This window comes from Nocardia jejuensis NBRC 103114 (assembly GCF_001613145.1).
Lineage (GTDB): Bacteria > Actinomycetota > Actinomycetes > Mycobacteriales > Mycobacteriaceae > Nocardia > Nocardia jejuensis.
In genome coordinates, this window is sequence record NZ_BDBU01000048.1 from 96,766 (window position 1) to 122,088 (window position 25,323).

The 25,323-nt window shown below is 68.2% G+C and carries 22 protein-coding genes; 11 read left to right on the forward strand and 11 right to left on the reverse strand.

Annotated elements, in window-relative coordinates; translation table 11 throughout:
• Positions 1–65 precede the first annotated feature (65 nt).
• Positions 66–635 carry an oxidative stress transcriptional regulator AosR gene (aosR, locus tag NJ1_RS31740; protein WP_067701811.1) on the reverse strand — a complete coding sequence of 190 codons (570 nt, stop codon included), beginning with the start codon at positions 633–635 and terminating at the stop codon, positions 66–68.
• Between the two features lie 22 nt (positions 636–657).
• Positions 658–966 (reverse strand): ATP-dependent Clp protease adapter ClpS, encoded by a 309-nt coding sequence (gene clpS / locus NJ1_RS31745; protein WP_245717672.1) that lies wholly within the window; start codon positions 964–966, stop codon positions 658–660.
• A 188-nt stretch (positions 967–1,154) separates the two neighbouring features.
• Between clpS and NJ1_RS31750 the strand changes: the two genes are divergently transcribed.
• The 3 genes from NJ1_RS31750 to NJ1_RS31760 all read left to right on the forward strand — a co-directional run bounded on the left by NJ1_RS31750 (position 1,155) and on the right by NJ1_RS31760 (position 5,415).
• The gene (locus tag NJ1_RS31750; RefSeq protein WP_067701817.1) at positions 1,155–2,465 is read left to right on the forward strand and encodes a nicotinate phosphoribosyltransferase; all 1,311 of its coding nucleotides are present in this window, start codon (positions 1,155–1,157) and stop codon (positions 2,463–2,465) included.
• 130 nt (positions 2,466–2,595) lie between these two features.
• A complete protein-coding gene (locus tag NJ1_RS31755) occupies positions 2,596–3,165 on the forward strand; it encodes an isochorismatase family protein (RefSeq protein ID WP_067701819.1) in 570 nt (189 codons plus the stop codon).
• Between the two features lie 186 nt (positions 3,166–3,351).
• Positions 3,352–5,415 carry an ATP-dependent DNA helicase gene (locus NJ1_RS31760; protein ID WP_067701822.1) on the forward strand — a complete coding sequence of 688 codons (2,064 nt, stop codon included), beginning with the start codon at positions 3,352–3,354 and terminating at the stop codon, positions 5,413–5,415.
• Positions 5,416–5,644: 229 nt separating this feature from the next.
• On the opposite strand, the gene NJ1_RS31765 is transcribed toward NJ1_RS31760, so the two are convergent.
• Entirely contained in the window at positions 5,645–7,006 is a 1,362-nt protein-coding gene (locus tag NJ1_RS31765) for an NCS2 family permease (RefSeq protein ID WP_067701825.1), read from the reverse strand.
• A gap of 270 nt (positions 7,007–7,276) precedes the next feature.
• On the opposite strand from NJ1_RS31765, the gene NJ1_RS31770 reads away from it, so the two are divergent.
• Both NJ1_RS31770 and NJ1_RS31775 read left to right on the forward strand, forming a co-directional pair.
• Complete coding sequence (locus tag NJ1_RS31770) at positions 7,277–9,331, forward strand: AMP-binding protein (RefSeq protein WP_067701828.1); 2,055 nt, start codon at positions 7,277–7,279, stop codon at positions 9,329–9,331.
• Positions 9,332–9,384: 53 nt separating this feature from the next.
• Positions 9,385–9,702, forward strand: coding sequence for a hypothetical protein (locus NJ1_RS31775; protein WP_067701831.1), 318 nt, complete (start codon positions 9,385–9,387; stop codon positions 9,700–9,702).
• 5 nt (positions 9,703–9,707) lie between these two features.
• On the opposite strand, the gene glgP is transcribed toward NJ1_RS31775, so the two are convergent.
• Positions 9,708–12,275, reverse strand: a complete 2,568-nt coding sequence (gene glgP, locus NJ1_RS31780) for an alpha-glucan family phosphorylase (protein ID WP_067701836.1) — start codon at positions 12,273–12,275, stop codon at positions 9,708–9,710.
• Positions 12,276–12,495: 220 nt separating this feature from the next.
• Positions 12,496–12,681, reverse strand: coding sequence for a hypothetical protein (locus NJ1_RS31785; protein ID WP_067701839.1), 186 nt, complete (start codon positions 12,679–12,681; stop codon positions 12,496–12,498).
• A 56-nt stretch (positions 12,682–12,737) separates the two neighbouring features.
• On the opposite strand from NJ1_RS31785, the gene NJ1_RS31790 reads away from it, so the two are divergent.
• The 4 genes from NJ1_RS31790 to NJ1_RS40075 all read left to right on the forward strand — a co-directional run bounded on the left by NJ1_RS31790 (position 12,738) and on the right by NJ1_RS40075 (position 18,155).
• Entirely contained in the window at positions 12,738–13,388 is a 651-nt protein-coding gene (locus NJ1_RS31790) for a PaaI family thioesterase (RefSeq protein WP_067701842.1), read from the forward strand.
• A 42-nt stretch (positions 13,389–13,430) separates the two neighbouring features.
• Positions 13,431–15,431 (forward strand): alpha-1,4-glucan--maltose-1-phosphate maltosyltransferase, encoded by a 2,001-nt coding sequence (locus tag NJ1_RS31795; RefSeq protein WP_067701845.1) that lies wholly within the window; start codon positions 13,431–13,433, stop codon positions 15,429–15,431.
• Positions 15,432–15,618: 187 nt separating this feature from the next.
• Entirely contained in the window at positions 15,619–17,775 is a 2,157-nt protein-coding gene (gene glgB, locus NJ1_RS31805; protein ID WP_084479067.1) for a 1,4-alpha-glucan branching protein GlgB, read from the forward strand.
• 167 nt (positions 17,776–17,942) lie between these two features.
• Positions 17,943–18,155 carry a hypothetical protein gene (locus NJ1_RS40075; RefSeq protein WP_067701854.1) on the forward strand — a complete coding sequence of 71 codons (213 nt, stop codon included), beginning with the start codon at positions 17,943–17,945 and terminating at the stop codon, positions 18,153–18,155.
• 165 nt (positions 18,156–18,320) lie between these two features.
• On the opposite strand, the gene NJ1_RS31815 is transcribed toward NJ1_RS40075, so the two are convergent.
• The 3 genes from NJ1_RS31815 to NJ1_RS31825 form a co-directional block, all read right to left on the reverse strand.
• Positions 18,321–19,181 carry a tetratricopeptide repeat protein gene (locus NJ1_RS31815; RefSeq protein ID WP_067701858.1) on the reverse strand — a complete coding sequence of 287 codons (861 nt, stop codon included), beginning with the start codon at positions 19,179–19,181 and terminating at the stop codon, positions 18,321–18,323.
• A gap of 58 nt (positions 19,182–19,239) precedes the next feature.
• The gene (locus tag NJ1_RS31820; RefSeq protein ID WP_084479074.1) at positions 19,240–19,611 is read right to left on the reverse strand and encodes a DUF3817 domain-containing protein; all 372 of its coding nucleotides are present in this window, start codon (positions 19,609–19,611) and stop codon (positions 19,240–19,242) included.
• A gap of 125 nt (positions 19,612–19,736) precedes the next feature.
• Complete coding sequence (locus NJ1_RS31825; RefSeq protein WP_067701864.1) at positions 19,737–20,921, reverse strand: acetyl-CoA C-acetyltransferase; 1,185 nt, start codon at positions 20,919–20,921, stop codon at positions 19,737–19,739.
• A gap of 111 nt (positions 20,922–21,032) precedes the next feature.
• On the opposite strand from NJ1_RS31825, the gene mce reads away from it, so the two are divergent.
• Positions 21,033–21,503: a methylmalonyl-CoA epimerase gene (mce, locus tag NJ1_RS31830; RefSeq protein ID WP_245717673.1), complete on the forward strand. Its 471-nt coding sequence runs from the start codon at positions 21,033–21,035 to the stop codon at positions 21,501–21,503.
• 86 nt (positions 21,504–21,589) lie between these two features.
• On the forward strand, positions 21,590–22,564 hold the full coding sequence (locus tag NJ1_RS31835) for a coiled-coil domain-containing protein (protein WP_067701867.1): 975 nt from the start codon (positions 21,590–21,592) through the stop codon (positions 22,562–22,564).
• Between the two features lie 637 nt (positions 22,565–23,201).
• Here NJ1_RS31835 and NJ1_RS31845 read toward each other — a convergent pair.
• From NJ1_RS31845 to NJ1_RS31855, 3 genes are all read right to left on the reverse strand, one after another.
• Positions 23,202–23,507, reverse strand: a complete 306-nt coding sequence (locus tag NJ1_RS31845; RefSeq protein WP_067701872.1) for an Rv1322 family protein — start codon at positions 23,505–23,507, stop codon at positions 23,202–23,204.
• Between the two features lie 32 nt (positions 23,508–23,539).
• Positions 23,540–24,217 carry an endonuclease NucS gene (gene nucS / locus NJ1_RS31850; RefSeq protein WP_067701925.1) on the reverse strand — a complete coding sequence of 226 codons (678 nt, stop codon included), beginning with the start codon at positions 24,215–24,217 and terminating at the stop codon, positions 23,540–23,542.
• A 171-nt stretch (positions 24,218–24,388) separates the two neighbouring features.
• Positions 24,389–25,165 (reverse strand): rhomboid-like protein, encoded by a 777-nt coding sequence (locus NJ1_RS31855; protein ID WP_157574400.1) that lies wholly within the window; start codon positions 25,163–25,165, stop codon positions 24,389–24,391.
• Between the last annotated feature and the right edge of the window lie 158 nt (positions 25,166–25,323).

Consider the following 25,323-nt stretch of genomic DNA (forward strand, 5'->3'; position numbering starts at 1 on the left):
GGTGCTGCCTCTCGATCGACGTCTCGGATCGTCGCCGCGCCCCGGTCCCCCGCGCGGGGACGGCCTCAGGGGGTGAGGGCTTGGAGCAGGGAGTCCTGCATCCAGGTGAGCCAGTGGTAGACGTCCAGGCTGGGGGCGCGCGGATCGTCGGGGTCGAGCTGTTCGGGTGTGTCGGCGTCGATGTCCAACGCGGTGCCCAAGGCGAGACGGACGTCGTTGATGGCGGTGAGCCAGGCGTCGGCCTGTTCGGGGGTGAGGGTGATCTTGCCGCCGGTCGCGGGCAGCGTCTCCAGGATGACCAGCCCCGCCGAGACCTTGGTTTCGATGATCTCCGGCTCGTGCAGGCTGCGCAGCGCGCTGTTCAGATCGGCGCGTTCCGCGTCGGGCGAGCCGGGCTCGGTGCGATGGAAGTCCGGCAGCAGTCGGCGCAGTCGGGGGTCATCGGGCGGGACGGAGTTGCCCAGCTGTAGCCCGGTGAGGGCGGCGAGATCGTCCTCGGGGGCCGATTGCGCGCGGTCGGTCAGCAGTCCGGTGACCGCTCCGACCAGCGAACGCAAAACCTCCGCCTCGTGAGCGTCCATTTCCGAACGCAGTTTCAGCCCGCCCAGGGAGTTCTTCCTGCTCCACTTCCGCACGGGTTCACCGTAGCCGCCCGGATCAACTGTCACGTTGCATGGTCGCCCACAGGCCGGCCGCGTGCAGGCGTTGCACGTCATTTTCCATCTTGTCGCGCGAACCGGAGGACACCGCGGCCCGGCCGTCGTTGTGCACCTCGAGCATCAGCTCGGTTGCCTTGGCTTTGCTGTAGCCGAAGAGCTTCTGGAAGATGTAGGTGACGTAGTGCATGAGGTTGACCGGGTCGTCCCATACGACCGTTACCCAGGGCCGGTCCTCGGCCTCCAGGATCTCGGTGTGCTCGATGGCCTCGGGGGTCGCCTGTGGCGCCGACATCGTCCCCGCCGCCATCGGACGAGTGGCAACCCGGACAGCGTCTTCCTTACACAGACCCATAACGTCCAGGGTACGACCAGACCCCGAAGAAACAACAGACGCGTCCGATCAGCCCTTCGCTTCGCCCCGGGCGGGTTCGCGGTGTGATTCCCTGTCCGGCGTGTCCGCGCCTGCGGGCGTGTCCGCCTACAGTGGGGATCGTGATGATCGCTGACGGGGTTACCAGCACCGCGTTGCTGACGGACCAGTACGAGCTGACCATGCTCGCGGCCGCGCTGGCCGACGAGTCCGCGCATCGGCGCTGCACGTTCGAGGTATTCGCCCGGCGATTGCCGCACGGCCGGCGCTACGGCGTCGTCGCGGGCACCGGGCGACTGCTGGACGCGCTGGCCGGGTTCCGTTTCGGTGAGCCGGAGCTCGCGGTGGTCGCCAAGTTCCTGGACGCCCGCACGCTGGAGTGGTTGCGGGACTACCGGTTCAGTGGAGACATCGACGGATACCGCGAGGGCGAGCTGTATTTCCCGGGCTCCCCGATCCTCACCGTGCGCGGCACCTTCGCCGAATGCGTGCTGCTCGAGACGCTCGCGCTGTCGATCTACAACCACGACAGCGCGATCGCCGCGGCCGCCGCCCGCATGGTGAGCGCCGCCGGCGGCCGGCGCATGATCGAAATGGGTTCGCGGCGAACGCACGAGCTGGCCGCGCCCGCCGCCGCGCGGGCCGCGTACATCGCCGGGCTCGACGCCACCTCGAATCTGGAGGCCGCGCGCAGCTTCGGCGTGCCGAGCGCGGGCACCAGCGCGCACGCGTTCACCCTGCTGCACAGCGGCGCGGACGGCGAGCACGAGGCCGAGGCCTTCCGCAGTCAGGTGGACGCGCTCGGGGTGAGCACCACGCTGCTGGTGGACACCTTCGACATCACGCGCGGCGTGGCCACGGCCATCGAGGTGGCCGGACCCGAATTGGGTGGTGTGCGTATCGATTCCGGCGATCTCGGGGTGCTGGCGCGGCAGGTGCGCGATCAGCTGGACGCACTGGGCGCGACCCGCACCCGCATCGTGGTGTCCGGCGATCTGGACGAGTACGCCATCGCCTCCCTGCGCGCGGAACCGGTCGACGTGTACGGGGTCGGCACCTCGCTGGTCACCGGATCCGGTGCTCCCACAGCGGGAATGGTCTACAAGCTGGTCGAGGTCGAGGGCGTACCCGTCGCGAAACGCAGCTCGCACAAGGAATCTCGCGGTGGCACCAAGAAGGCGGTGCGCCTGGTCCGCCGCACCGGAACCCTCGTCGAGGAGGTCGTGCACCCCGAATCCGGACCGAGCCCCGCGTCCAACGGCCACGAAGTGCGCGAACTGCAGGTGCCCCTGGTCCGCAAGGGCGAGATCCTCCCGGACCGCCCGACCCTGCAGGAGAGCCGGGAACTGGTGGCGCGCGGTCTGATCAGCCTGCCGTGGGAGGGGCTGAAGCTCTCCGCCGGAGAACCCGCGATCCCGACGACCTTCCTGAGCTGATCGGCCCCGATCGGGCGGCGGCGATCGCCGGTGGGCAGGTGTCCACGTGGTCCGATCCGGCGGCGGACGGCACAATGCACTACGGGGACCGAACCATCGGGGTTCATCCGCAGGCACCGGGAGGCCACGCATGAGTCGAGCCCTGATCGTCGTCGATGTGCAGAACGATTTCTGTGAGGGCGGGTCGCTGGCCGTGGCCGGAGGCGCGGCGGTGGCCGGTCGGATCAGCGAGTACCTCGGCGTCTCGGACTATACGGCGGTCGTGGCGACCCGCGACTTCCACATCGACCCGGGCGCGCACTTCTCCGAACATCCGGACTTCGTGGACAGCTGGCCGCCGCACTGCCGGGTCGGCACGCCGGGCGCGGACTTCCATCCGGGTCTGAACACCGAGCCCATCGAGGAGGTGTTCTCCAAGGGCGCGTACACCGCCGCCTACTCCGGCTTCGAGGGCACCGCCTCCGACGGCAGCACCACCCTCGCGGACTGGTTGCGCGCGCGGAACATCGAGGCCGTCGACGTCTGCGGGATCGCCACCGATCACTGTGTGCGCGCCACCGCCCTGGACGCCCGCGCCGAGGGCTTCGACACCCGGGTCCTGCTCGGGCTCACCGCCGCGGTCTCCCCCGCCACCGTCGGCGTCGCCCTGGACACGCTGCGCACCGCGGGCGTGGATCTGGCCGGCGGTCTCGAGCGCTAGAGCGACTACCGCTCGACCGTCGCCCGAGGGGACGTGTGTTTCCCGCCGCAAGGCCGCCGCAGCCGAGGAAGCGAGCTGCCGAGCCGGTCGGCGGGTGCGTCCCTCACGCGGCCGAATTCCGCCAGCTGGGCGGGCGCGGGGAGGATTGTGTGAGGGTTGTCGGCGGGGCGCACTAGTCTGGCCGTCGTGCCTGAACTCCCTCCAGTACCGAACCTGTTGGCCACCGCGGTGACGGCGCTCGGAGGCAAGGAGCGGAAGGGCCAGCAGACGATGGCCGCGGCCGTCGCGCACGCCATCGACACCGGGGAGCATCTGGCGGTGCAGGCCGGGACCGGCACGGGCAAGTCGCTGGCCTATCTGGTGCCGAGTCTGCGCCATTCGGTGCGCACCGGGCGGACCGTGGTGGTGTCCACCGCGACCATCGCGCTGCAGCGCCAGCTGGTGGATCGCGATCTGCCGCGACTGGCAGAAGCGCTGAAGGAGCCGCTGGGGCGGGTGCCGCAGTTCGCGATCCTCAAGGGGCGCAACAACTATCTGTGCCTGAACAAGATCAACAGCGCGATTCCGGAGGAGCCCGCCGAGGCTGAACTCTTCGATGCGTTCGCAATCTCCCGGCTCGGGCGCGAGGTGCAGCGGCTCAACGAGTGGGTCTCCGAGACCGAGACCGGCGACCGGGACGAGGTCACCCCCGGCGTCACCGATCGCGCCTGGCGGCAGGTGAGCGTGAGTTCCCGTGAGTGCGTGGGCAAATCGCGCTGCGCGTTCGGGCAGGACTGCTTCGCGGAGAAGGCGCGCGCGGAATCCGGTCAGGCCGATGTGGTGGTCACCAATCACGCGTTGCTGGCCATCGACGCCATCAGCGGCATCCAGGTGCTGCCCGAGCACGACGTCGTAGTGATCGACGAGGCCCACGAGCTGGTGGACCGGGTGACCGGCGTGGCCACCGCCGAACTGTCCACCGCGGCCATCAGCGCGGCCGCCAAGCGCTGCACCAAACTCATCGACGAGCGCGAGGTGGATCGGCTGGAGAACGCGGCCGAGGCCTGGCACGGACTGCTGGACGAATTGCGGCCCGGCCGCTGGGACACCATGCCCGACGGCGCCTCCTCGGTGCTCGCCCTGATCCGCGACGCCGCCTGGAACTGCCGCACCGCCCTGGCTCCGCAGGGCGCCGGAGCCGCGGCGGCGGATCCGGAGGGCGCGGCCGCGCGCAATCAGGCGCTGGCCGCCATCGAGGACGTGCACGACGCCGCGGTCCGCGTGCTCACCACCTACGAGGAGCCCGATCCCGCCGCGCACCGCGATGTGGTGTGGCTGGCGCAGGACGAGGTGCGCGGGATCGCGCGCCGCACCCTGCACATGGCTCCGCTGTCGGTGGGCGGGCTGCTGCGCACCCGCCTGTTCGGCACGGCCACCATCGTGCTGGCGTCCGCGACCCTGCAGATCGGCGGCTCGTTCGACAATCTGGCCGTCACCTGGGGCCTGCCGCCGCAGTCGGCGAGCAAGGTGGATCCGGCGCTGGCCAACGGCGCGGAGGCTCCGTCGGACGAGAAATCGCTGCGCTGGAATTCGGTCGACGTGGGGTCGCCGTTCGACCACGCGAAATCCGGAATCCTGTACGTGGCCAAGCATCTTCCCGCGCCGGGCCGCGACGGACTGCCCACCGCGTACCTCGACGAGATCGAACGTCTGGTGCGGGCCGCCGGTGGTCGCACGCTCGGACTTTTCTCCTCCATGCGAGCGGCCAAGGCCGCCACCGAGATCATGCGCGAGCGCCTGGACACCCCGGTGCTGTGCCAGGGCGACGACGCCACCGGCGCGCTGGTGCGCAAGTTCGCGCAGGACCCGGAAACCTCACTGTTCGGCACACTTTCGCTGTGGCAGGGCGTGGACGTTCCGGGCCCGTCGCTGAGTCTCGTTATCCTGGACCGGATTCCGTTCCCGCGGCCCGATGATCCGCTGCTGGTGGCACGGCAGCGCGCGGTGGAATCGCGGGGCGGCAACGGATTTCTCTCGGTGGCCGCCAATCACGCGGCATTGCTGCTGGCGCAGGGAACGGGTCGTTTGTTGCGCAGTGTCGATGATCGCGGCGTAATAGCTATTTTAGATTCCCGTCTCGCGACCGCTCGCTACGGCGGATATCTGCGCGCGTCGTTGCCGCCCTATTGGGAGACGTCCGATCCACAGGTGGTGACAAAGGCTTTGGCGCGCTTGACGACTAATCCTTCGGATACGAAAACACCCGTGTGAAAACAGTCACACGAGTGGTTCTTACTTCCGAACAAAAGTAAATTGGCTGTCGATACCCCGATGGAAACCCCAATTCCCCTATCGGACGTATCAGTGTCCCCGCGCCAAGCCCTGCACGCGGCGCGGGGACCCGAAACTTCTCTACCTCGAACCCGGCCGGTCCACCGCTCCAGCCGGAGTCGATCGCGCCGATCATGACGCCGAGCGCGATGGCGGCCGCCGGGGAAAGCTACTCGGCCAGGAACCAGAAATACGACAGGAACACCGCCATCAGCACCCACATGACCGGATGCACCTCGCGCGCACGGCGTTTGGCGACCATGACCACGGGATAGAACAGCAGGCCCATGGCGATTCCGTTCGCGATCGAATAGGTCAGCGGCATCATGATCACGGTGATGAAGGCCGGAACCGCGTATTCCAAACGGGTCCAGTCGATCTCGCCCAGCGCCCGGGACATCAGCACGCCGACCACGATGAGCGCCGGAGCGGTGACCGCCGGAACGCCCGCCACCACCGAGAACAGCGGGAAGAAGAACATGGCGACCAGGAACCACCCGGCGGTGGACACCGCGGTCAGACCGGTGCGCCCGCCCGCGGTGACACCGGCGGTGGATTCGACATACGCGGTCGTGGTCGAGGTGCCGATGATCGCGCCCGCGGCGGTGCCCACCGAATCGGCGGCCAGGGCCTGCCCGGCGCGATCGAGCTTGCCGTCCTTCGTCAGCAGCCCGGCCTGATTGGCGACGCCGATCAGAGTGCCCGAGGCATCGAAGAAGTCGACGAACAGCATGGTCAGCACCACGATGATCATCTGCCCGGTGAACGCGTCCGGCAGATGAACGATGGCCTGGCCGAAGGTCTGATCCAGTCCGTGCGGCAGCGCCGCCACCGAACTCGGCAGTTCCACGAGACCGGTCACGATGCCCAGCACGGTGGTGGACAGGATGCCGTACAGCACCGCGCCGTGCCAGCCGAGCACCAGGAAGATGACCGTCACCAGCAGGCCGAACAGCGCCAGCAGCGTGGTGCCCTTGTGGAAGTCGCCCAGGTGCACGAAGGTCGCGTCGCTCGCGACCACGACGCCCGCGTTCTTGAGGCCGAGGAAGGCCACGAACATGCCGATGCCGGCGCCGACCGCCAGCTTCATCTGCATGGGGATCGCGTCGATGATCTTCTCGCGCACCTTGGTGATGGCCAGGACGAAGAAGATGATGCCGGACAGCAGCGTGCCCGAGAGTGCCTGCTGCCACGGGATGCCCATATTGAGCACGACCGTGTAGGCGAAGAAGGCGTTGAGCCCCATGCCGGGAGCCAGCGCGACCGGATACTTCGCCCAGATGCCCATGACCAGCGTGCCGAAGACGGCCGCGACGGCGGTGGCGGTGAAGACCGCCTGCATCGGCATGCCCTTGTCCCCGAGCGCGCCGTGATCGCCGAGGATCGAGGGGTTCACCGCCAGCACGTAGGACATGGCCAGGAAGGTGATAGTTCCGGCCATGAGTTCGCGGCGCACGGTCGAACCGTGTTCGCTGATGCCGAAGTACGAGTCGACGCGCCCCTTGGTGCGCGTGAGGACGTCGAAGCTCATGAGTGTGATGTCTCCAGTCGGCGGGAGGGTAGACGGCTGCCTGGGAACGGTATCTTGTCCCGTTCGTCGGATCCGAATCCGACCCGGCGAATCGTGAGCAATCGCACCGGCCTTGCGCTTGGTTTGCCGATGCCACCTGCGCAATCAATGAGCAATTAACATTATTACCCGCCGGTAATTTAAGGGTCTTGACCGAAACTGTCTGGGACGTTACAAATACGTAATCCGCCGGGGGATATCGGGGAACCGGCCATCGAGAAGTTGCGACACGTGGTTACGGACGTCATCGACGCGAGCGCGGAATTCCCGATCGCCCGCGAAGCGATCTGGGATGTGCTCGTCGAGCCACAGACCTACCCGCGGCTCTTTCCCGGAATCGGGGCGTGCGAACAACTCGATACGGTCGAACAGCATCCCTCGCTGCGCGTGCGAATCGGCGGCGACGGCGTCGAGATCCGCACCCTGTCCGTGCAGCTGCGAATCGCCCGCGAACACGAGAGCTTCGAGGTGCACTGCGCGGGGACGGGCAGTTTCGCGGCGGTTCGGCTGCGCGAGGACGGTGAGCGCACCCGGGTGCTGGTCACCTATTTCAAGCCCGGGCTGGTGCATCCGATGATGAGCGACCTGCCCAACGCCGCGGTGATCGCCTGGACCCAGGCGGCACTCGGGCGGGTGGCCGAATTGATCCAGGGCGCACCCACCTCGGTGATCGTCAACGGTGAGGATTCGCCGGTGAAACTGCAGGCGGGCGTGGCCAAGCAGATGGTCGCCTCCGGCGTGGTGCGCACCTTCCGGCCGGATGTGGGCCTCAAACAGCTGAGCAGCCTGGCCAAATGGGGATTCAGCCTGGCCGGGGGCTACGCGGCGGCGGCCGCGCACTCCCCGCATCGGCAGGCGGTCGTGGACGACCGGTACGCCAGCACCTTCGAGCAGTTGCACGCGCGCAGCGGCGCACTCGCGGGCGCGCTGGCCGCGCTCGGCTTCGGTGGCGGCGCGGTGGGGCTGCTGTGCCGCAACAACACCGGCATGGTCGAGTGCATGGTCGGCGCGGGCAAGGCCGGCACGGACGCGATCCTGCTCAATACCGGCCTGCCCGCGCGGCAGATCGAGGAGCTGGTCTATCGCCACTCGCTCTCGGCGGTGTTCGTGGACAGTGAATTCGAGCATCTGGTGCGGTATCTGCCCGCGGAGATCCCGCGGTTCACCACCGACGAGCTCTCCTCGCAGCAGCCCGGGCGCACCACGCTCGAGGATCTGATCGCCATGCGGCAGTCCCTGCCGCGCAAGGCTCCCAAGCCGGGACGGCTGGTCGTGCTCACCTCGGGCACCAGCGGAACGCCCAAGGGCGCGCGGCGCCCGCACCCCAAGGGTTTCGGGACCGTGGCCGCGTTGCTCTCGCGCATCCCGTTCGGGGTGCACGAGACCATGTTCATTCCCTCGCCGCTGTTTCACACCTGGGGCCTTGCGGCACTGCAGATCTCGACCGCCATTCGCGCGACCGTGGTGCTCGGGGACCGCTTCGACGCCGAGGACTGTCTGCGGCGGATCGCCGAGCACAAGGTGACCGCGCTGATCGTGGTGCCGGTCATGGTGAACCGCATCCTGGATCTGCCCATCCATGTGCGGGCGCGCTATGACCTGTCCAGCCTGAAGGTGGTCGCCAGTTGCGGTGCGCCGATCGCCGGAGCGGTGGTGCTGCGCTTCCTGGACACCTTCGGCGACATCCTCTACAACGTGTACGGCTCCACCGAGGTGTCCTGGGCCAGCATCGCGGACCCCGCCGATCTGCGCATCTCCCCCACCACCGCGGGCCGCCCGCCGCTCGGCACCAGAATCGCTATCCTGGGCCCCGATCGGCGGCCGCTGCCCGTCGGCGCGACGGGCCGGATCTTCGTCGGCAATCACATGCTCTTCGACGGATACACCGACGCCACCCCGCCCGACGAGGCGGACGGCATGCTGGACACCGGCGATATCGGCTACCTCGACGCGAGCGGCAAGCTCTTCGTCGCCGGCCGCGACGACGAGATGATCATCTCCGGTGGCGAGAACGTCTTCCCCCGCGCCGTGGAGGAGGCCCTCTCACATCTCCCGCAGATCAGCGAGGTCGCCGTGGTCGGTGTTCCCGATCACGAATTCGGCCAGCGCCTGGCCGCTTTCGTGGTCAAACGCCCCGACTCCGGCCTGGACTCGGAGATGATCCGCAACTACATCCGCCACCGCGTCAGCCGCTTCTCGGTCCCCCGCGACGTCACCTTCCTGGATGCCCTGCCCCGCAACGCAACCGGCAAGATCCTCAAGCGCACACTGATCCCGGGCGTGTGAGCGCGCGAGCGTACGCTCGCCTCTGATCTGTAGCTCTTCCCGGGGGATTTCCTGTGCTCATCTTCGGATTTCAGCGCCGTCTGTTCACGCTCACGACGCTGACCGCGTTCTGCGGCGCGTGCAAATACACATGCCCGCACGGACTTCGGAAGTTCGTCACGAAGTTCACGCTGCTGTTCGTTCCGCTCTTCCCGATCAACACCGAGCGGTACCTGGAATGCGAGAGGTGCGGCGTGCGATCACATCTCCCGGCTCGGGACATCCCGAAACTGGTGGAGCAGGGCAGCGCTCCGCTCGGGTCCGTCCCGCCGAGCGAGATGGTCCGGACCCAGCCACGCGTCGCGGGTATCGCGTGGCCGGACCTGCCGTAGCGGGTTCAGGGGCTGGGGGTGGTGATGAGGCCGAGTTCGGTTTCGGAGGCGAGCAGGGGGTGGGTGGGCAGGACACGGATGGTGTAGCCGACGGCGCCGGAGACCGGGACGGGGGTGTCGACGGTGAAAATATCTGTGCCGGAGTCGGTTCCGGTGTGGGTCATCGGAATGGTGTGCACGTCGGTCAGGTCGTCGGTGGGTGAGACTCGGCCCAGGACGGCCTGGACGGTGACGTCCGACGGCGCCAGGGTGGCGAGGTCGATGCGGGCGCGCAGGGACAGGGGTGCGCCGATGACGGGGGTGTCGGGGAGTCCGGAACTGTCCACCTGCAGGACTTTGACCGTGGGCCAGGCGGATTCGAGGCGGCGGCGGTAGTCGGCCAGGTCGCGCGCGCCCTTGAAATCCGCACGCGACACCGCGGCGTAGGCGGCCGCGGCGGGGGCGTAGTAGTCCACCGCGTAGTCCCGCACCTGCCGGGAGGCAAGGACTTTCGGGCCGAGGGTCCGCAGGGTGTGGCGGACCATCTCCATCCAGCGGACCGGGAGGTCGTCGTGATCGCGGTCGTAGAAGCGCGGCAGCACAGCGCGTTCGAGGAGTTCGTAGAGCGCCGACGCCTCGAGATCGTCGCGGCGGTCCTCGTCGCGCACACCGTCGGCGGTCGGGATCGCCCAGCCGTTCTCCCCGTCGTACATCTCGTCCCACCAGCCGTCGCGGATGGAGAGATTGAGGCCGCCGTTGAGCGCCGATTTCATGCCCGAGGTGCCGCACGCCTCGAGCGGGCGCAGCGGATTGTTCAGCCAGACATCGCAACCCCAGTACAGGTAGCGAGCCATGGACATGTCGTAATCGGGCAGGAAGACGATGCGATGACGCACCGCCGGATCGTCGGCGAACCGCACCACCTGCTGGATGAGCGCCTTGCCGCCCTCGTCCGCCGGATGCGATTTACCGGCGACCACCAGCTGCACCGGGTGATCGGGGTCCAGCAGCATGGCGCGCAGGCGTTCCGGATCGCGGAGCATCAGGGTCAGACGCTTGTAGGTGGGCACGCGGCGGGCGAAACCGACCGTCAGCACGCGGGGATCGAAGACCTCGTCGATCCAGCCGAGCTCGGCCGGGGCGGCGCCGCGCTCCAGCCACGAGGCGCGCAGCCGACGGCGCACCTCCTGAACCAGGATGTCGCGCAGGATGTTTCGGGTGGACCACAGTTCGCGCAGTTCCACATCGCAGAGCCGCTCCCAGCCGCGCGCCTCCTCCACCAGCTCGTCGCCGATGAGTTCGCGGGCCTTGTCGATCCACTCGCGAGCGGCCCAGGTGGGTGCGTGCACGCCATTGGTGACCGAACCGATCGGCACCTCGGCGGCGTCGAAACCCGGCCACAGCGGCAGGAACATCGAGCGGCTGACCTCGCCGTGCAATTTCGATACGCCGTTGCAGCGCTGGGCGAGCCGAAGTCCCAGGTGCGCCATGTTGAACACCGACGGATCCGCCTCGCGGCCCATGGCCAGAATGCGATCCACCGAAACTCCGGGCAGCACCACCGATTCGCGTTCCCCGTGCGCGCCGCCGAAGTAGCGCCGCACCAGCGCACCCGCGAATCGATCGATACCGGCGGGCACGGGTGTGTGCGTGGTGAACACGGTGCCCGCGCGCACGGCGGTCAGCGCCGCCTCGAAATCCATTCCGGTGACCATGAATTCGCGAATGCGCTCGATACCGAGGAAGCCGGCGTGACCCTCGTTCATATGGAACACATCCGGGTCCGGCAGATCGTTCGCGCGGGTGTAGGCGCGTACCGCCCGCACGCCGCCGATGCCCGCCAGGATCTCCTGTTTGATCCGGTGGTCCTGATCGCCGCCGTACAGCCGGTCGGTGACCGCGCGCAGCTCCGGATCGTTGTCGGCGATATCGGAATCCAAGAGCAGCAGGGGGATTCGACCCACCTGGGCGATCCACACCCGGGCCCGCAGCACCCGGCCCTCGGGCATGGCCACGTGGATGAGCACCGGGGCGCCGCCGTCGGTCAGCAGGCGCAGCGGCAGACCCTGCGGATCCAGCGCCGGATAGCGTTCGGCCTGCCAGCCGTCGGCGGTCAGGGACTGCCGGAAATACCCTGAGCGGTACAGCAATCCGACGCCGATCAGCGGCAGGCCCAGATCCGAGGCGGCCTTGAGATGGTCACCGGCCAGGATGCCCAGCCCGCCCGAATAATTGGGCAGCACCTCGGTGACGCCGAATTCCATGGAGAAGTACGCGATTCCACGCGGCCCGCTCGCCTGGTTCTGATACCAGCGCGGACGGGCCAGATAATCGCTCAGATCGGCGGCCGCCGCGTCCACCCGCCGGGTGTACGCCGCGTCCTCGGCCAGTTCGTCCAGCCGCTCGGCCGGCACCTCGCCCAGCATCCGCACCGGATCCCGCTCGACCCGCACCCACAGCTCGGGATCCAACTCGGCGAACACGTCCTGGGTGGGCATGTGCCAGGACCAGCGCAGGTTGGTCGCCAACTCGGTGAGCGCGGACAACCGCTCCGGGAGATGAGCGCGGACGGTGAATCGACGCAGTGCCTTCACCCGCTGAACCTTACACGGCACGCCCCCACCCACCGCCCCCGCACAACCCAGCAAGTGACCACTTGACCTGCGGTTACACCGGCACCCCAAGCCCACCCCACACCTGGACCGCTCACTGAACGCCCACCGAATACCACGGCGCGAAACCCCAGCCGAAATCGTACGAACGCCCCAATTCCGGGGCACAGCAAGCCCTTGCACGCCCGCACAACGACCCGCTTCACCGAGTTCCGACGCTGACAGGTGCGTTCGACAGCGGTGGCCGCCACCGCGTCGGCACGCTGACCACGCCCACGTGGGTGCGCACGCGCATGACCGAGTCCAGTGAACGGCCGAACGACACGCCACGGGCGAGCCACACTCGGGCGAAGTCCGGATCGTGCCGCGGCGCGGCGAGCAAGATCACGGCCCCGATTGCGGCCCCGAACGCAGCACACCGCCCGCAACCGATAACGTGTTCTTATGAGCGAGCAGCAGGTCGAGGCACTGCCTTCCGAGGAACACCATGAGGGCGGGTTCCGGCCGATCGAGGAACTCGCGCGCGACACCTCGGTCGGGGGGCCTCACTACGGGGAGCTGATCGAGCAGATGCGCACGCTGATGGATCGGGTGCGGCTGGCCAATCCGTCGGACGAGCAGGCGCTCGACGCCATCAACACGCTCAAAGGGTTGAACGACAAGCTGGGTGAGGCGGTGGTGGACGAGTGGTCCGCGCCGACCTGGCATCGGACCGATCTGCCCTCGCGCGGCAACATCACGCTGCCGCCGTTCCTGGTGGATCAGGCCGACCGGGAGGGTGTGCGGGCGCGCATCACCTTCCGGACCTTTCATCTCGGCGGAAACGGCGCGGCACACGGCGGGCACATCGCGCTGGGCTTCGACGACCTGCTGGGCATGACCGCCGCCGTCTACACCCGGGCCGTCACCCGCACCGCGTTCCTGCACTGCGACTACCGCGCGATCACGCCGCTGAACACCGAATTGCAGCTGCACGGCTGGGTGGAACGCCAGGAGGGCCGCAAGGTCTTCGTGCGCGCCACCCTGCACGACGGTGAGCGACTCTGCGCCGAGGCGCACGGGCTGTTCCTGCTCCTGAAGCCGGGCCAGCAGTAGCGCTTACACGCGAGAGCGAGTGCACCCGGTAAGTTCGAATCCGTGACCGGCCGCATCGCCATCGATGACACCGCCCCCGCGATTGCCGGCGGACGGCCGTTCAAGGCCGTGGTCGGGGAGGTGTTTCCCGTCCGTGCGGTGGTGTGGCGCGAAGGGCACGAGGGGGTGGCGGCGACGCTCGCGGTGCGCGCGCCCGGATCCTCGCGCACCCAGCGCATTCGCATGACCCCGGAGTATCAGCCGGATGTGTTCAACGCCGTGTTCACACCCGGCGAGCCGGGCGCCTGGACCTATCGCGTCGAAGGCTGGGGCGATCCCATCGCCACCTGGCGCTCCGCGGTGGAGGTCAAGCTCGCGGTCGGGCAGAGCGCCGTCGACCTGGCCAACGATCTGGAGATCGGGGCGCGGCTGCTCGAGCGCGCCGCGCAGGCGGTGCCCAAGAAGCAGTGGGAGACACTGCATTCCGCCGCGCAGGCGCTGCGCAGCGACGCTCAGCTGCCCGCCCGGGTCGGCCCGGCCTTCGGCGCGGCGGTGAGCGAGATCCTGCGCGAGACCCCGCTGCGCGAATTGGTCACGCAGGGACCGCAATTCACCGTGCTGGTGGAGCGGCAGCGGGCGCTGTTCGGCGCCTGGTACGAATTCTTCCCGCGCTCGACCGGCGGCCGGGACGCGAACGGCGATCCCGTGCACGGCACTTTCGCGACGGCCGCGGCGGACCTGCCGCGCATCGCCGCCATGGGCTTCGACGTGGTCTATCTGCCGCCCGTGCATCCGATCGGCCGGGTGAACCGCAAGGGCCGCAACAACTCCCTCACCGCCGAGCCCTCGGATGTGGGTTCGCCGTGGGCCATCGGCGCGGCCGAGGGCGGCCACGACGCCATTCATCCCGATCTCGGCACCGAGGCCGATTTCACCGAGTTCGTCACGGCGGCTGCCGAATCCGGGCTGGAGGTGGCCTTGGATCTGGCGCTGCAGTGCGCCCCGGATCACCCGTGGGTGAGCGCGCATCCGGAATGGTTCACCACGCTGCCCGACGGAACCATCGCCTTCGCCGAGAATCCGCCCAAGAAGTACCAGGACATCTACCCGGTCAATTTCGACAACGATCCGGACGGGCTGTACGCCGAGGTGCTGCGGGTGGTGCGGCACTGGATCGGGTTGGGCGTCAGCATCTTCCGCGTCGACAATCCGCACACCAAACCGGCCGACTTCTGGGAGTGGCTGATCGCGCAGGTACGCCGCGAGCACCCGGACGTGATCTTCCTGTCCGAATCCTTCACCCGCCCGGCGCGCCTGTACGGACTGGCGCGACGCGGATTCAGCCAGTCCTACACGTACTTCACCTGGCGCACCCACAAGCACGAGATCACCGAGTTCGGACTGGAATTGGCGGCCAAGGCCGACGAGGCGCGGCCCAACCTGTTCGTCAATACGCCCGACATCCTGCACGAGAGCCTGCAGCACGGCGGCCCCGGCATGTTCGCCATCCGGGCCGTGCTGGCCGCGACCCTCGGACCGACCTGGGGGGTGTACTCCGGTTTCGAACTCTACGAGCATCAGGCGGTGCAGCCGGGCAGCGAGGAGTACCTCGACTCCGAGAAGTACGAACTGCGCCCGCGCGAGTTCGCCGCGGCCGCCGCGCGGGGTGAATCCCTGGAGCCGTGGCTGACCCGGCTCAACGAGATCCGGCGCGCGCATCCGGCGCTGCAGCAGTTGCGCTGCATCCACTTCCACCACACGGACAACGACTCCGTGCTGGCGTTCTCGAAGTTCGATCCCACCACCGGGGATGCGGTCCTGGTCGTGGTGAACCTGAATCCGTTCGGCACCGAGCACGCCATGGTGTCCCTGGATCTGCCGGCCATCGGCCGCGAATGGCACGACCGGCCGGTGGTGTTCGACGAGATCAGCGGCGAGGAATACCACTGGGGCCAGGCCAATTACGTTCGCCTCGACCCCGCGCGGGCGGTGGCCCACATCCTGGTACTGCCACCGGTTCCGGCCGCCGCGCGCACCGAACTCGCACACCGCAGGTCCCTGTGACCGGCGAGCCCGGCTGCGGCGCAGGACATCCGGGGCCGGGCAGCCAACGGCGCGAGGCCGAGCATGAATCCCGCGCCACCGGGCGATTCGGCTCCGGGCGATTCGGCTCCGGGCGGACCGGCTCACGGCGAACCGGCTCACGGCGAACCGATTCCGGCGCAGCGCGATTCGGCGGCAGAGGCTTCGCGTGAACCCGCGCGACCTGCTGCTGCTGGCGGCGGGCACCCACCCCGATCCGCACACGGTGCTGGGGTCGCATTCACATCCGGACGGCACCGTGATCCGGGCCCTGCGCCCGCACGCGGACACCGTGCACGCCCGGATCGGCGAGACCGATCATCCGCTCGAACATGTGGCGCACGGGATCTTCGAGGGCACAGTGCCGTTCGAGGACCTCTGGGACTACCGGATCGTCACCGCGTACCCGGGCGGTCGCACGGTGGTCGACGCGGACGGCTACCGCTTCCTGCCCACCCTCGGCGAACTCGACCTGCATCTGCTCGGCGAGGGGCGGCACGAACGGCTCTGGGACGTGCTGGGCGCGCGCCGCCGCCGCTACCCGTCCCTGGACGGCGAGGTCACCGGCACCTCGTTCGCGGTCTGGGCCCCGAACGCGCGCGGCGTCTCGGTCATCGGCGACTTCGACGGGTGGAGCGGCAATTCCGCGCCCATGCGGCGACTCGGCGGATCCGGGGTGTGGGAGGTGTTCCTGCCGGGCATCGGCCCGGGGGCCAAGTACAAGTACCGGGTGCACGGCGCGGACGGACGCACCGTCGACCACGCCGACCCGATGGCGTTCGCGACCGAAACCCCGCCCGCCACAGCGTCCATCGTGACCGAGAGCCGATACCGCTGGGGTGACGAGCAGTGGCTGCGCGGGCGCGCGTCCCGCGATCCGGCGCGCTCCCCGACGAGTGTCTACGAGGTGCACCTGGGTTCGTGGCGACCCGGGCTCGGCTACCGGGAGCTCGCCACCGAACTGGCCGAATACGTTGCCGCCCAGGGTTTCACCCATGTGGAGCTGCTCCCGGTGGCGGAACATCCGTTCGGCGGCTCGTGGGGGTATCAGGTCACCTCGTACTACGCGCCGACCGCCCGCTTCGGTTCCCCCGATGATTTCCGCGCCTTCGTGGACCGCCTGCACCAGGCGGGCATCGGCGTCATCCTGGATTGGGTGCCCGCGCACTTCCCGCGCGACGAGTGGGCCCTGGCCCGATTCGACGGCACCCCCCTCTACGAGCATCCGGACCCGCGCCGCGGCGAGCAACTCGACTGGGGCACCTACGTTTTCGACTTCGGCCGGTACGAGGTCCGCAACTTCCTGGTCGCGAACGCACTGTTCTGGATCGAGGAATTCCACATCGACGGCCTGCGCGTGGACGCGGTCGCCTCCATGCTCTATCTGGACTACTCGCGCCCGGACTGGGAGCCGAACATCCACGGCGGCCGCGAGAATCTCGAGGCCGTGGCATTCCTGCAGGAGATGAACGCGACGGTGCACAAGCATCACCCCGGCGTGCTCACCATCGCCGAGGAGTCCACCACCTGGCCGGGCGTCACCCGCTCCACCGATGTCGGCGGCCTCGGCTTCGGCATGAAGTGGAACATGGGCTGGATGCACGACACCCTGGGCTATCTCGGCCACGATCCGGTGCACCGCTCCTGGCACCACAACGAGATCACCTTCTCGCTCACCTACGCGTGGAGCGAGAACTATGTGCTGCCGATCAGTCACGACGAGGTGGTGCACGGCAAGGGCACGCTCTGGACCCGCATGCCCGGCGACGATTTCGCCAAGGCTGCCGGGGTGCGCGCGCTGCTCGCGTACATGTGGGCGCATCCGGGCAAGCAATTGCTGTTCATGGGACAGGAATTCGGCCAGTTCCGCGAATGGGACCACGACCGCGGCCTGGACTGGCACGAGCTGGAGAATCCGCTGCATCGCGGGATCCAATCGCTGGTCGCCGCGCTCAACCGCCTGTACACCGCTCATCCGGCCCTGTGGAGCCAGGACACCTCCCCCGGCGGCTACTCCTGGATCGACGCCGACGACAACGACAACAACGTGCTCTCGTTCCTGCGCTACGGCGGCGACGGGTCGGTCGTGGCCTGCGTCCACAACTTCTCCGGACGCCGGCTCGACGACTATCGCATCGGCCTGCCCGAAGTGGACTGCGCGGCATGGGAAGTGCTGCTGGACACCGACGCCGCGGCCTATGCCGGCAGCGGCATCGCGCGGGCGCCGGAGGTCGTCGTGGATGCCGAGTCCTGGCACGGCCGCGCGGTGTCGGGCACACTCACCCTCGCGCCGCACAGCGCGGTGTGGCTCGCACCGCGCGCCTGAGGAACCCGCCCGCGAACCCAGCAGAGAAATCCGCTGCGCGCCCTGACAAGAACCTGCCCCTGGAATCGGGGGCGCGAATAGTCGGGTCTGCCGAGATCATCTGGAATGTAGTGGATTTGACACTGCGGCGTCGCACCCGAAGCTCTCCACGATAGGAATAGATCTCTATGAAGAAGTTCGGCACTTTCGCAATCGTCGCCGCCGCCGCGGCCGGCATCATGGGCGCCGGCGCCGGCCTGGCCGCCGCCGACAACGCTGTGTCCGTGCAGCCCGTCGTCGCCCCGGGTGAGCCCAACCCGGCCGGCACCGGCTCCTCGGACGTGCTCACCAACCTGGTGAAGACCCTCACCAGCGGCAGCACCGGCACCCCGGCGAAGTAACGAAAGACGCTCCCGAGGGCGAAGCGCGCCGGCGGGCCCGACCGCCCGCCGGATGCCGCACAGCGACCACCGCATCGCCCCGGGTGCAGCGAAACACGCGCGCCCCCTTCCGGATTCCGGAGGGGGGCGCGTGCGTTGCGGCGGCGGGCGATGCCGCCCCGCCGATCAGTACAGGGCGGCGGCCAGCTTGCGGCGCGCGGCCACCACGATCGGCTCGGCCGGATCGAACAGCTCGAAAAGCTCCAGCAGATGCGTGCGCACCCGGGTGCGATCATCACCGGCGGTGCGCTTGACCGCGGCGATCAGGCGATCGAACGCGGCATCGGGCTGCTGGTTGAACATCTCGATGTCCGCGGCGCCCAGGACGGCGTCCAGGTTCGCGGGATCGGCGTCGGCCGTGGCCTGCACCGCCGGGTCCAGTTCCTGCACCCGGGCGATGAACTGCACCTGCCGCAGCGCCGCCTTGGCTTCGACATTGGTGGGCTCGGCGTTCAGGATCGCCTTGTACGCCGCCTCCGCGGTCGCGAAGTCGCCACGCTCCAAGGCATCTTCGGCCGCCACGAAGCGCGGATCCTCCGGCGCCTCGGGCTCGGCGTCCTGGCCCTCGTCACCGCTCGCGCCCGGCAGCTTGCCGCGCACGGCGTCCACCACGGCACCCAGCCACTGGGTGACCTGCTCCTCGGGCTGATTACCGGTGAAGTCGGCGAGCGGCTGACCACCCGCCACCGCGATCACGGTGGGAATGCCCTGCACGCCGAACGCCTGCGCGATGCGCATATTGGCCTCGGCTTCGATGACCGCGAGGTCCCATTCACCGCCCGCGCTCACGACCAGGCGCTCGAGCAGCTTCACCAGCTCGACGCTGCCGGGGCTGCGCTGGGAGTAGAGGACCACCACGACCGGCAGCTGCGCGGAACGGCGCAGCACCTTGGTCTCGAAATCGGCTTCCGTGACAGCGAATTCGTCGGGCACGTTGGCCGCGACGGGAGGCTGCTTGAGGGCGGACAGATCCACTGCGCCGGACATTGCGGCGGCAGCGGCGGCAGAGGGGCGTCGTGCGGGTCGAGTCACGAGTTCCAGTCTGTCACGAAGCGACGGCGGCGGGTGTCGCGGCTTGGCTCAGTTCACCGAGCTGACCGGTGCGCTCGGCCCAGCGCTCGAAGAAGACCGAGGCGAACGGGATCACGGTCGAGACCAGGGCCAGCACGATGGTCTTGGCGGGCCATTCCAGCTCACGCGAGGCCAGCAGGCAGCTGATCGCGTATCCGACGAAGATGACGCCGTGCAGCATGCCGAAGACCATCACGGGCCACGTGATCGGCCCGTCCGCGATGCCGAAGGTGTCGGCGCGCTTGAGCAAGGAACCGATCAGCAGCAGCGCCCAGGACGGGGCCTCCAGAATTCCGAAGAACCGAACCCGCTTCGCGACCGTGCTGAGGTCGAAGAAATCACCCATGGCCACCATTGTGCCCGAGGGACTACGACGCCACGTAGTGGAGGTGGTCACACCCGTGAGCACGGCACGCAGGACAAGGCCCCCGGCTCGACGAGCCGGGGGCCTGTAGTCATAGCAGATGCGACTTACGCCACCCGGATGATCAGGGCGTCGCCCTGGCCACCGCCACCGCAGAGCGCGGCCGCGCCGACACCGCCGCCGCGACGCTTCAGCTCGAGCGCGAGGTGCAGCAGGATGCGGGCGCCGGACATGCCGAGCGGGTGGCCGATGGAGATGGCGCCGCCGTTGACATTGACCTTCGCCGGGTCGATGCCGAGCTTGCGGGTGGAGGCGATACCGACCGCCGCGAACGCCTCGTTGATCTCGACCAGATCCAGATCGGCGGGCGAGATCCCTTCGCGCGCACAGGCCTTCGCGATGGCGTTGGCGGGCTGATCCTGCAGGGTGGAATCCGGGCCCGCGACCACGCCGGCCGCGCCGATCTCGGCGATCCAGCTCAGGCCGAGTTCCTCGGCCTTGGCCTTGCTCATCACCACGACCGCGGCCGCGCCGTCGGAGATCTGCGAGGCGGACCCGGCGGTGATGGTGCCGTCCTTGCGGAAGGCCGGGCGCAGCTTGGACAGCGATTCGGCGGTGGTGTCGGCGCGAATGCCCTCGTCCTCGGCGAACAGCACCGGGTCACCCTTGCGCTGCGGGATGGCGACCGGGGTCACCTCGTCCTCGAAGAGGCCGTTCTTCCAGGCCGCGGCGGCCTTCTGGTGCGAGGCGGCGGCGAAGGCGTCCTGCTCCTCGCGACTGACCGGCTCGGTGTCGTTCTTCTGCTCGGTCAGCAGGCCCATGGCCTGATCGGTGAAGATGTCGTGCAGGCCGTCGTAGGCCATGCTGTCGCGCAGGTTCACATCGCCGTACTTGAAGCCCTCGCGGCTCTTCTCCAGCAGATGCGGCGCGTTGGTCATGGATTCCTGGCCACCGGCCACCACGACGTCGTACTCGCCGGCCCGAATCAGCTGATCCGCCATGGCGATCGCGTTGATTCCGGACAGGCACACCTTGTTGATGGTGAGCGCCGGGACGTCCATCGGAATGCCGGCGGCGACGGCGGCCTGCCGGGCCGGGATCTGGCCCGCGCCCGCGGCGAGCACCTGGCCCATGATCACGTAATCGACCTGCTCCGGCTGTACGCCGCCCTTCTCGAGGGCCGCCTTGATGGCGATGCCACCGAGGTCGGAGCCGCTGAAACCCTTCAGCGAACCGAGCAGTCGCCCCACCGGGGTGCGCGCACCGGAGACGATGACGGAGGTGGTGGTCACGATGAGCCTCGCTTACGTCGTTTGGGACCGCTCCGCCAACCATCGGAGCCGTACTCAAAGGTAACGTGCCGTGCCCCGCCTTCCTTCCGAGGGGCGCGCTACCGTCGAAGCGTGAGCAACACCGAGAACACCGCATTCATCCCGACCGAATACATCCTGGCCGTCGATCACGTCGGCATCGCCGTTCCGGATCTCGATACGGCCGTCGCCTGGTACCGGGACAATCTCGGGATGGTGGAGACGCATCGCGAGGTCAACGAGGCCCAGGGCGTGCACGAGGCCATGCTGTCCGTGGTCGGCACACCGGAAGGTGCTGTCGCCCTGCAGTTGCTGGCTCCGATCAACGATGAGTCGACGATCGCGAAGTTCATCGACCGAAACGGGCCTGGCCTGCAACAGCTTGCCTACCGCGTCACCGATGTCGAGGCTGTCGCCACGCACTTGCGTGAACGGGGCTTGCGTTTGCTGTACGACGCTCCCCGCCCCGGAACCGCTGGTTCCCGCATCAATTTCATCCATCCCAAGGATGCTGGCGGTGTGCTGGTCGAACTCGTCGAACCAGCCGCGAAAACTACTCACTAGTACCGTCGTTCAGCACCCTAAAGAGGCTGTAACAACATTCGCGGTCGGGTCACCATCAGTGGTCGGCAGGCTGTAGTTTGTGGGGCATGTCGTCCACTGAGCCCGATCGTAATCGCTTCGTTGCACTGCCCTTTACCGTTGTGCGGAAGGGCTATGACCGTGACGAGGTGCGTAACTACTTCGACCGTTTCGATGCCGAGCTAAGGGTCACCGCGACCGATCGCGATGCCGCCGCAGCCCAGGCCCGCAACCTGGCGGCCCAGTTGGAGGACGCCCGCGACGAGATCGACGAGCTCCGCAAGGAGGTCGACCGGCTTTCGGTGCCGCCGACCACCGCGGAAGGCATGTCGGACCGCATCTCGCGCATGCTGCGCCTGGCCTCCGACGAGGCTTCCGAGGTCCGCGCGCAGGCCCAGGCCGAGGCCGCCGAGATGATCTCGATCGCCGAGCAGCAGGCCACCGAGATGCGTGGGAAGTACGAATCGCTCCTGTCCGAGACCAAGGAAAAGCGCGAGGCGCTCGAGATCGAGTTCGAGCAGACCCTCTCGAACGCGCGCGGCGAGTCCGCCAAGATCGTCGAAGCCGCCAATGCCGAGGCCGACCGCCTCACCAAGGAGTCCGAGGCCAAGCGCAAGGCCACGCAGCAGGACTTCGAGGTCACCATGGCCGAGCGTCGTACCAAGCTGACCCGCGCGATGGAGGAGCTCGAGGCCACCAGCCGCGCCGAGGCCGCCCAGCGCATCAAGGACGCCACCGAAGAGGCCAACCGTCTCATCACCTCGGCGACCAACACCGCCGATCGCAAGATCGCGCACGCCAAGGAACTGGCCGAGGAGATGCGCGTGCTGCGCGGCCGCGTCCTGGCCCAGCTGCTCGGAATCCGTGGCCAGCTCGACTCGGTGCCGGCGATGCTCGCCGCGGTCAACCGCGAGAGCGAGCTGCTCGACGGCTCCCCCGACCAGCGTTCGCTGTCCAGCAAGGGCGGCCGCAAGGCCATCTCGGATTCCCGCGAAGACGACGCCGTCGACGAAGAGCGCGAGAACGCCGACATCTCGGGCTGACCGCCGACATCACGAGCTGACAACCCCGGCTGGGCGACACCCGCTATCCATTCGAAGGCCGCTTCCTCACAGGGAGCGGCCTTCCTTATGCACGCGGCAGGTGCGATGGGCGACAACAGAATCGGCCGCGACAATCCCGGACAGGGACTCGGTCGGGGCGAGTCGACCGGAACCGAACGCCCACGTCCAATCTCGGTGCGATCACGACGTCATCGCACGTTCGCGACCGCGCCTGTGCCCACCGATCCGGCGGAGGAGATCGCACGTGCTCAGCCGGGCTCCAGGCGAGCTCGAATGGCCCACGTCGCGAATCCGGATCGATGTTCGGGTGCACCCGCTCACGGGGAATCAATGCCTCGAATACCGGACTTTTCGGAGCCGGGAAAAGACAGCGGAATCGAAGACATTCACGACTCCGATCGATTCCGGATTCATCGGCAAATGGACCGCGATCGCATACCCGCCATTGCGCTTTACTCGGCGTTCACCGGAAGGTTGAACAAATCACCGCTGCCGAACGGAAACCCGGGCCGCCATTCTTCGGAGTGATCGCCGAGTCGGCCTGTTCATGATCATCGAGCACCGCCCGCGACGTCTCCTCCCGTGGAGCTGAAGGTTCGCTGGCGTGCGAAAACCCTCAGGACCAGCGCCGTGTGATGCCGCGGGTGTGACGGCCCTTCCAGCACCCGGTGTGCCAGTGCCTGCGGTCCTCCTCGCCACCCGAGGTCGACCACGCCACGATGTGCGCGACGTGCGGCATGATCTCGTGATCGCAGCCCGGGCAGCGGTAGGTCTTGAGCGCGCGGGAGCCGGGAATGCTGCGCACCACGTACTCGTCGCCGTCCGGACCCTGCTCGGTCCGGCCGAACACATCACCCAGCGGACGCGGCTCCTCGTGGAACCGCGCCGACGCATTGGCGGGACGGGGCTTGCGGCGTGGCATACAACGAGCTTAAACGCGTGCGGGGCGGTAGCTCAGAACAGGCGGAACTCGGAGCTGTCGGTACCGCGCAGGACGTTGTAGTCCAGTGTGAGACAGCGGATTCCGCGATCGTTCGCCAGCGTCTTCGCCTGCGGCTTGATCTGCTGCGCGGCGAAGACGCCGGTCACCGGGGCCAGCAGCGGATCGCGATTGAGCAGTTCCAGGTACCGGGTCAGCTGCTCCACGCCGTCGATCTCACCGCGGCGTTTGATCTCCACGGCCACCGTCGCCCCGTCCGCGTCACGGCACAGGATGTCGACCGGGCCGATCGCCGTCATGTACTCGCGGCGGATGAGCGTGTATCCCTCACCGAGGGTGTGGATGTGCTCGGCCAGCAACTCCTGCAGATGCGCCTCGACGCCGTCCTTCACCAGACCCGGGTCCACGCCCAACTCGTGCTTGGAGTCCAGCTCGATGTCCTCGACGGTGATCCGCAGTTCCTCGCCGGCCTTGTTGGTGACGACCCAGAGTTGCTGCGTCTCGGACTCCGATTCACGCTCGTCCAGCCAGCACGGCGGGCTCATCCAGTTCAGCGGCTTGTAGGAGCCACCGTCCGAATGCACCAGCACCGAGCCGTCCGCCTTCATCAGCAGGAGGCGACGGGCCATCGGGAGGTGGGCGGTCAGACGACCGACATAGTCGACCTGGCAACGAGCAATCACAAGGCGCACCGGTCGAGTGTAGTGATCCGGCGCCACAAGGGTTTCGGCGGCACCACTGTGTCGTCGGGTTGGCAGCGCCGTGTCGTCGGGGGTGGGAGCGCCGGTCCTCGCGAGCAGCGCTGCCGGCCGTTGGTCGAGCGAGCAGTCCGACTGCCGGAAGCTCGCAGCAGCCCGTCGCGCTCAGCCCAGCAGCATGACGCAGGCGAGCGCGGACCCGCCCAGCAGCAGCGCCCATTCGGGCCGGTTCAGCGGATGCAGCGGGACCGCGCGCCGGTGCAGCATGAAGTAGCCGAGCACCAGGCCCAGGCACAGCGCCACGAGATGACCGACATTCGTGAAGGTCTGCCACAGGAACACCCCGCCCAGCGCGACGGCGAGCCAGCCCAGCACCCAGACCTTGCGCCACTGTCGCGGCAGGACGACGACCAGCGCACCGACCACGGCCATCGCGCCGTAGCTGACGCCGACGTCCTCGACGTGCGTGATGCTGTTGGGCAGCCAGTGCGACTCCACCGCGATCCACAGGCCCACCGCCACCAGTACCGTCGCGCCGATATGGCCGAACAGGAAGGTGCGCACCAGCTTCCACGCACCGAAGCGGCGTTCAGCCAGGGCCAGCAGGCAACCCAGCAGCGGGACTATCGACAGGGTGACGAGGTCGCTGCCGACCACCAGGGCGCTGGAGACGAAGGTGCTGATGCGGCCGTTCACCAGATTGTTCAGATTGGTGCTGGCGTGCAGCACGATTCGCGTCTCGAGCGGTGCGCTCACCAGGGTGAGGGTGGTCGCGACCGCCACCAGCAGCGTCAGATAGGTGTAGGTGACCGGGAACCACAGGGCGCCGAGATGGAAACGGGCCGTTCGACGTGTGCGAACGACGGCCATGAGACGAGCACGAACAGTCGAGGCCGGCGGTGGGACGACCGGAACCGGCGCGACCGACGTGGGCTCGACCATGAAATCTCCTTCAGCTGCGCTCCACCATGACATACCCAGTTCTGCCGTCAATGATCGCGGCTCACCCCGTCGATTGTCCGGCACTCGGCTGCGAGTTCCCTGTGAGCGCAACAGTGTATTCAACCCGAAACGGGCAGATGCCTCGAACCGCATGGTCC